Origin of the sequence: Paludibacterium yongneupense DSM 18731 (assembly GCF_000422925.1) — a bacterium.
GTDB lineage: Bacteria > Pseudomonadota > Gammaproteobacteria > Burkholderiales > Chromobacteriaceae > Paludibacterium > Paludibacterium yongneupense.
Genome location: NZ_AUGZ01000041.1, coordinates 21248 through 28014, shown reverse-complemented (window position 1 = coordinate 28014; position 6767 = coordinate 21248). Strand labels below are relative to the sequence as shown.

Below are 6767 nucleotides of genomic sequence, written 5' to 3'. Positions count from 1 at the left end.
CATTACTCACCCGTTCGCCACTCGCCACCAGGAGCAAGCTCCCGTGCTGCCGTTCGACTTGCATGTGTAAAGCATGCCGCCAGCGTTCAATCTGAGCCAGGATCAAACTCTTCAGTTCAATCTTTAGCTAATTTCGTACTTTGGCACGCAAGATTAAAGAACCAGTGGTCCTTCTCTTGCAGTGCAAGTGTCGGCTTCGGCCAGACACTCACACCTATCGGTTGTTCGTTTTGTTAAAGAGCAGTGCTGTCGGCGCCGTGTTTCGTTTGCGTCGTCAGCTGAGGAGGCGAACTATACCGCCACCCCGCAGACCCGTCAAGCCTTATTTCGAAATATTCATTCCACCGACCATCTGTCTGTAATAACACTGACAACCGCGCCGCGCTGCAATGATAATAAGTGTCGCTTAGCCTTGGAGAGTACGCGCTTGCACCCGACCTGGATCTTCGATCTCGACAACACCTTGCACAATGCCAATCACGCTATCTTCCCGCGTATCGACCTGCGCATGACACTCTATATCATGCAGCACCTCGGACTGGACGAGCCCTCCGCCCGCGCGCTGCGCCAGCAGTACTATCAGCGCTTTGGCGCGACGCTGCGCGGAATGATGCGCTACCACTCGGTCGATCCGGTTCATTTCCTGCGTGAGACGCACCGCACTGAAGAACTGCTGCCGCTGCTGGTCTGGGACCACCAGGTATCCTGCATCCTGCACCGACTTCCGGGCCGCAAAATCATGTTGTCGAACGGCCCGCAGAATTACGTGGAACACATCAGCGACCGGCTCGGCATTACGCGCCACTTCGCCGCCTTGTATGGGGTGGAGAAAGTGGCCTATAAACCCAAGCCCCTGCGCCAGGCTTTCCAGACCGTGCTCTCGCGCGAACGGTTGGACCCGGCGCACTGCATCATGGTCGAGGACAGCCTCGACAATCTTCGCACCGCGCGCGGGCTAGGCATGAAGACGGTCTGGCTGTCCTCTTCTCACCGCCGGCCGCACTGGGTCGACAGCCACATCACGACACTCAGCGATTTGCGGCGTCTGGCCCTGCGCTGAACGGCCCGGCACGTTCCGAAAAAAAACCGGCCAGCGAGTAAGGCGGCTTTGCCGCCTTCTTCGCTGGCCGGACATCCAGCCGATCAGAAGGTCGTGCCGACGCCGATACCGAAGACCCACGGATTGATCTTGAGCGTACCCAGATCGGTCCCGTCATCCAGAGTCGCCTTGGTCTTGATATAGAGTTTTTTGACGTCGACGTTAATGAACAGTTTCTTGCTGATCGTGTAGTCGGTACCGATCTGCAATGCCGGACCGAAGCTGTTCTTGTCGATATTCACATTTTGGCTGCCCGCGTGCAGTCCGGAATTATAGAAGCGGGTGTAGTTGATACCGGCGCCGACATAAGGCAGGAACGGCCCCATCGCATCGAAGTGCCATTGCAGCGTGAGGGTAGGCGGCAATACACTGACGCTGCCCAGCGAACCGATCGACGAATTCAGCTCATGGCGCGACGTTCCCAGAATAAGCTCGGTACCGATATGGTCGGTAATCATATAGGTGAAGTCGAGTTCGGGTACGACATCGGAGTTCACCGTGGTTCCAAGGGTTTGCAGCTGCTTGTCGCTGCTGACTTCCGGTTTGACGTCAATCACGCGGAAACGGGCCAGGATATCGCCCTGTGCGGCAAAAGCCGCGGCAGAAAACAAACCGGTAACAAGCGCAAGTTGTAGCTTTTTCATTTGGTTTTCTCCAGCATAGGTGGTCATTACAGCCCGTCGACGCCCACCGCGATTGACTTGACTCCGTTGCGGCAGTAGCGTGCGACGTCCCGTAACCAGACTAGGGAAACTTGAGCCGCAGCTGTTTGCGGCAGATCATGTTTATGTCATGAAATATTCAGACCTAAGAGACTTTGTCGCCAATCTGGAACAGATGGGCGAACTGAAGCGTATCGCCCATCCGGTTTCCCCGTATCTGGAGATGACAGAAATCGGTGATCGCGTACTGCGCGCTGCAGGGCCAGCCCTGCTGTTCGAAGCACCGACCCGCGATGGACTCCGCTACGACTTCCCGGTATTGAGCAATCTTTTCGGTACGCCGCAGCGCGTGGCGCTCGGGATGGGAGCCGAAACCACCTTGCAGCTCAGGGAGATAGGGCACGTCCTCGCCTATCTTAAAGAACCGGAGCCCCCGCGCGGCTGGCGAGACCTGTGGGACAAGCTGCCCTTGCTGAAGCAAGTGCTGAGCATGGCGCCGAAAACGGTCTCCAAAGCACCGTGCCAGCAGATTGTGCTGGAAGGACCGGACGTTGATCTAGGTATTCTACCTGTCCAGCATTGCTGGCCAGGAGATGCAGCCGCCTTGATTACATGGGGATTGACGGTTACCCGCGGACCGCATAAAAAGCGGCAGAATCTCGGAATCTATCGGCAACAGGTCATCGCCAAAAACCGGGTCATCATGCGCTGGCTCGCCCACCGCGGCGGCGCGCTCGATTACCGCGAGTTCTGCCAGGCGAATCCCGGCCAACCCTTCCCGGTCGCCGTCGCCCTCGGCTGCGATCCGGCGACGATTCTGGGTGCGGTCACGCCTGTTCCCGATACCTTGTCCGAATACCAGTTCGCCGGTTTGCTGCGCGGCAGCCGTACCGAGCTTACCCGCTGCATCGGCAGCGACCTGCAGGTTCCGGCACGGGCCGAGATCATACTGGAAGGTCATATCTATCCCGATGACACGGCCCTGGAAGGTCCATTCGGCGATCACACCGGATACTACAACGAACAGGACCGCTTCCCGGTGTTCACCATAGAACGCATGACGATGCGCGAACATGCCATCTATCACAGCACCTATACCGGCAAACCGCCGGATGAACCCGCGGTGCTCGGCGTGGCGCTCAATGAAGTGTTCGTTCCCATACTGCAAAAGCAGTTCCCGGAGATCACCGATTTCTATCTTCCGCCCGAAGGCTGCAGCTACCGCATGGCGGTGGTCAGCATCAAGAAACAGTACCCGGGTCATGCTCGCCGCGTGATGATGGGATGCTGGAGCTTTTTGCGGCAGTTCATGTACACAAAATTCATCATCGTGGTGGATGACGATATCGATGCCCGCAACTGGAAGGAAGTCATCTGGGCCATCACCACCCGCATGGACCCGGTGCGCGACACCATGTTGGTAGAAAACACTCCAATCGATTATCTTGACTTTGCCAGTCCGGTTTCCGGGCTCGGAGGCAAGATGGGGCTGGATGCGACCAACAAGCTGCCGGGTGAAACCCGGCGCGAATGGGGGACGCCGATCCGCATGGATGACGCAGTGAAATCGCGCGTCGATTCGATCTGGGAGGCGCTGGGCCTGTAGCCGTCCCAGCCTTCCGGCATCGGCGATGAGGCGCGCGCATCAAAACGCTGCTATCATCGCCGGCATTCAAACCGGAGCCACACTATGCGCAACCCGAACTCGCTGCAACGTCTGAAAAAACTGAATACGCGCCAACGCAAAAAACAGCGTGTCGGCGAATTTACCGAACTGGGCTTCCACTTGATCGCCACCTTTGCCAGCGGCATCGACGCCGCGGCACAAGACAGTCTGCTCGATGCCTGGCTGACCACGGTCGATGCGGCCGGAGTCAGCTTTGGCGGCCATTTCGACGGTGCACAGCGTCTCGAAGGTGTCGTATTTCCGATCGGTGCGATCAAAGTCGACGATACCGTGAAAGCGCAACTGTCGGCCTGGCTGCAAGCCCGCGCCGAGATCGTCTCGCTCGAAGCCGGCGACCTGATCGATATGTGGCATTACGACTGAGTCCAGGGTCTCGTCTCGCGCCTGCCGCCACACGGCAAGCAGACAGCAACCGGGAGCCGCGCAGCGATGTGCGGTTCCCGGTTTGCATTTATCCCATCCATCGCCCGCTCCACTACCCGAAAAGTCCCGCAACAGAGGGGGCAGCAAGAATCGCTGCAGCGGGCCGCCATGATGTTCGTGACTCATGATCCGGTCGAGGCAATGACGCTGGCGACGCGGACCCTGCGCCGGAACACGACGCCGAATTCAAGATCGGCTTCCGCGTCCAGCCGTTCGGTGGGACCGGCAAGGCATCCGATGCCATAAGCCAGTTGTCGCTGCCATCGCGGCGACGCCTGCTACCGCTGACGATACGAGAGAGTGCGCGAGATCTGCAGCCCGACGCTCAGGACAAGGTACGGAAGATGCGGTAGCCGATATAGAGCCAGGTTTCGCGCATCAGAAAGCCGCACCGCACGGTCAGCGTCCGAAAACGGGTCGAGACGGTGGGCGATGGCGCGACATCAATGCCGAGGTCTTCCGCCATCAGCACCGCACGTCGCATATGCCAGGGATCGCTGACCAGCAGGTAGGAGTGAATGCCGAAAGGCTCGGCCAGCCGTCTGGCATTGGAGATATTTTCCCAGGTGGTGCGCGATTCGGTCTCGGCCAGCATCGCCGTCATCGGCACCCCGGCGCGCAGGGCGAATGCGCGTCCGACTTCGGCTTCGGATGGATAGCCGGGCACCGGCGTCCCGCCGGTAAATACGATCCAGCGCACCTTGCCACGCTGATACAGATCGACCGCATGCCGGATACGCTCGCGAAAAACCGGCGACGGCCGGTCCCCCCAAGCGGCGGCTCCCAGTACCAGCGCCGCATCGGCAGAATCATCAGACGTGCGCGCGCCATAGTCGACGATGCGCCATGCCGTCAGTGCCGTAAAAACCAGCAGCAACAGCACGGCAAGCATAAAGCCTCTCAGCATCAAACGCAGGTACTGCATGATTTCCCCGAAAATGGTGTCAGGGATGCATTATAAACGGGTTAACGCCGCAGGGCATGCGCTCTACCCGTCGGCCTGCGCTTCGTGGCAAGCCAGTTGGCGGGCTACCCAGTCTTCGGTCTGCGAGCCGGCATTGAACTCGTGCACAACCTCCTGCATCAATGCGAATGCCTCGCGGGCGTCGAGCGCGTCGCACGCGGCACGCAGGCGATCCATGAGACTCTTCAATTCCTCGGCGCCCAGATGATATTCCTGCGCCCGCATGATGCGCGGATGATCGGTCGACGACACGTTATCGCCAATCAGCAACTCCTCGTACAATTTTTCGCCCGGGCGCAACCCGCTATAACGAATCTCGATATCGCCATGCGCATGCGCCTCATCCTTCACCTCGAGTCCGGACAGATGAATCATCCGCCGCGCCAGGTCGGCAATGCGCACCGGCTGCCCCATGTCGAGCACGAAAACGTCGCCGCCCTCCCCCATTGCCCCGGCCTGAATCACCAGCTGCGCCGCCTCGGGAATCGTCATGAAATAACGGGTGATATCGGCATGCGTGACCGTGACCGGACCGCCGTGCTTGATCTGGTGCTTGAACAAGGGCACGACCGAGCCCGACGAACCGAGAACATTGCCGAAACGGACCATGACGAAGCGGGTGCCGCTGCTGCGCGCGTGCCGCATCTGCAACGTCAATTCCGCCAGCCGCTTGGTCGCGCCCATGACATTGGTCGGGCGCACCGCCTTGTCGGTCGAGATCAGAACAAAGGTAGAAACCGCACATTCTTCAGCCGCGCGGGCAGCGGTGTCGGTGCCAAACGCATTGTTGAGAATGCCGGCGACCGGATTATGCTCCACCATGGGCACGTGCTTGTAAGCGGCGGCATGGTAGACCGTATCCACCTCGAAGCTGCGCATGACCTGGCACAATCTATCGAAATCGGTCACCGAGCCCAGGAGCGCAACCCGCTCGACCGCAGGCACGCGTTCGGCCAGTTCGCGGTCTATGGCATACAGGGCGAATTCGGAAATTTCGAACAACACCACCCGGCGTGGCGCACAACGCACGATCTGCCGCACCAACTCCGAACCGATGGAGCCGCCGGCGCCGGTCACCATCACCACGCGCCCCTCGATATTGGCCGACATCAGTTCCTGCCGTGGCGGAACCGGTTCGCGGCCGAGCAGGTCCTCGATATCGACCTCCTTCAACTCCTCCACCCTGACCTCGCCCGAGACCAGATCGGACATGCCGGGCAGCCGCTTGATCGGGACACGCAGCGACTCCAGCCCCTCGAGGATCTCGCGCTGGCGCGAGCGACTGACCGAAGGCAGCGCGAGCAGGATCAGGCGCGCGGCCGTATCGCGGAGCAGCGCCGGCAACTCGGCCGGCGCGTGCACGGCAATGCCGCGGAAAGTATGCCGCCACAGACCCGGATTGTCGTCGACAAAGGCCATCGGGCGATATTCGCGCCCGGCCTGCAGGGCAAGCATCAGTTGTACGCCGGCACGGCCGGCGCCATAGATGATCACGTGTTCGCGCGGAGAATCCACGGCATCGATACGGCGCACCAGACCGCGCAGCAGAAAGCGGCTGCCGCCGATATACGCCATGGCGAACACCCAGAAAATGATGATGGATGATCGCGGAAAGGGTCCGATGCGCGACATCACGATCACCGCCGTCAACACCAGCACCGCCAGCGTCACCCCGTAAAACACGGTGTAGACGATCTTGTCGTCCAGATATTTCACCACGGCACGGTAAAGACCGAGCTTGATGAAAATCGGAATCACCCAGATCGGGGGGACGACGAAAATCCACAAATACGGATTGAGCTTGGGGTCCCAGCTGCCGCCGAGCCGCAACACGACCGCACTCCACAGCGCCAGCGGCAGCAACAGGGTATCGATCAGCATCAACAACGCCATCTTGTTATGGCGCGAGAAGGAAAGCAGTTTTTCGAACAT

At 59.8% G+C, this 6767-nt stretch carries 6 protein-coding genes and 1 rRNA gene; 3 read left to right on the top strand and 4 right to left on the bottom strand.

Features of this window, described 5'->3' with window-relative positions:
- Window positions 1-118 (bottom strand): 16S ribosomal RNA (locus G520_RS0113440); the annotation flags it as partial.
- A gap of 309 nt (window positions 119-427) precedes the next feature.
- Between G520_RS0113440 and G520_RS0113435 the strand changes: the two genes are divergently transcribed.
- Complete coding sequence (locus G520_RS0113435; RefSeq protein WP_028536114.1) at window positions 428-1060, top strand: pyrimidine 5'-nucleotidase; 633 nt, start codon at window positions 428-430, stop codon at window positions 1058-1060.
- An 83-nt stretch (window positions 1061-1143) separates the two neighbouring features.
- Here the strand turns inward: G520_RS0113435 and G520_RS0113430 are convergent, their stop codons facing one another.
- On the bottom strand, window positions 1144-1743 hold the full coding sequence (locus G520_RS0113430) for an OmpW/AlkL family protein (protein WP_028536113.1): 600 nt from the start codon (window positions 1741-1743) through the stop codon (window positions 1144-1146).
- Between the two features lie 148 nt (window positions 1744-1891).
- Here G520_RS0113430 and ubiD point away from each other — a divergent pair, with 148 nt between their 5' ends.
- Both ubiD and G520_RS0113420 read left to right on the top strand, forming a co-directional pair.
- The gene (gene ubiD / locus G520_RS0113425) at window positions 1892-3367 is read left to right on the top strand and encodes a 4-hydroxy-3-polyprenylbenzoate decarboxylase (RefSeq protein ID WP_028536112.1); all 1476 of its coding nucleotides are present in this window, start codon (window positions 1892-1894) and stop codon (window positions 3365-3367) included.
- Between the two features lie 84 nt (window positions 3368-3451).
- Window positions 3452-3811, top strand: coding sequence for a 50S ribosome-binding protein YggL (locus G520_RS0113420; protein ID WP_028536111.1), 360 nt, complete (start codon window positions 3452-3454; stop codon window positions 3809-3811).
- Between the two features lie 385 nt (window positions 3812-4196).
- On the opposite strand, the gene G520_RS0113415 is transcribed toward G520_RS0113420, so the two are convergent.
- Together G520_RS0113415 and G520_RS0113410 are read right to left on the bottom strand one after the other, a co-directional pair.
- Window positions 4197-4796 (bottom strand): YdcF family protein, encoded by a 600-nt coding sequence (locus G520_RS0113415; RefSeq protein ID WP_028536110.1) that lies wholly within the window; start codon window positions 4794-4796, stop codon window positions 4197-4199.
- A gap of 63 nt (window positions 4797-4859) precedes the next feature.
- The gene (locus G520_RS0113410; RefSeq protein ID WP_028536109.1) at window positions 4860-6767 is read right to left on the bottom strand and encodes a polysaccharide biosynthesis protein; all 1908 of its coding nucleotides are present in this window, start codon (window positions 6765-6767) and stop codon (window positions 4860-4862) included.

Bases quoted from the DNA above. Each gene is read 5' to 3' on its own strand.
- G520_RS0113430 (WP_028536113.1), bottom strand. From the start codon at position 1,743: ATGAAAAAGCTACAACTTGCGCTTGTTACCGGTTTGTTTTCTGCCGCG.
- ubiD (WP_028536112.1), top strand. From the start codon at position 1,892: ATGAAATATTCAGACCTAAGAGACTTTGTCGCCAATCTGGAACAGATG.
- G520_RS0113420 (WP_028536111.1), top strand. From the start codon at position 3,452: ATGCGCAACCCGAACTCGCTGCAACGTCTGAAAAAACTGAATACGCGC.
- G520_RS0113410 (WP_028536109.1), bottom strand. From the start codon at position 6,767: ATGTTCGAAAAACTGCTTTCCTTCTCGCGCCATAACAAGATGGCGTTG.
- G520_RS0113415 (WP_028536110.1), bottom strand. From the start codon at position 4,796: ATGCAGTACCTGCGTTTGATGCTGAGAGGCTTTATGCTTGCCGTGCTG.